This is a genomic window from Acinetobacter sp. 148, assembly GCF_031196675.1.
Taxonomy (GTDB): Bacteria; Pseudomonadota; Gammaproteobacteria; order Pseudomonadales; family Moraxellaceae; genus Acinetobacter; species Acinetobacter baumannii.
The window spans coordinates 1-474 of record NZ_JAVIMT010000091.1; the positions used below are offsets into that span (position 1 = coordinate 1).

1 protein-coding gene is annotated in these 474 nt (G+C 50.6%); it reads left to right on the top strand.

All coding sequences use genetic code 11. The features are described 5' to 3' along the window. Positions 1–474: Ig-like domain-containing protein (locus RFX69_RS18650; RefSeq protein WP_309169613.1), on the top strand; the 474-nt coding region annotated here is incomplete at both ends.

Genomic DNA, 474 nt, shown 5'->3' on the forward strand with positions numbered 1-474 from the left:
GGTGACGGCACCTGGACGCTTGCAGACAATACACTTCCAACACTTGCTGATGGTCCACACACCATTACCGTGACTGCAACAGATGCAGCAGGTAACGTAGGTACGGATACAGCAGTGGTGACGATTGATACCACTGCACCAGAAGCACCAGTGATTGATCCGATCAATGCAACTGATCCAGTGACAGGTACAGCAGAAGCGGGATCAACCGTGACTGTGACTTATCCTGATGGTAGTACGGCAAGTGTTGTAGCAGGACCGGATGGTACTTGGACTGTGCCAAACCCAGGCTTAAATGATGGTGATACGGTAACGGCAGTAACAGAAGATCCTGCGGGCAATACCTCAGGCCCAGCAACAGCTGTGGTGGATGCAGTTGCACCGACAGTAGCACTGGATGATGTATTAACGAATGACAGCACACCAGCACTTACGGGTACAGTAAATGATCCGACAGCAACTGTAGTTGTCAAT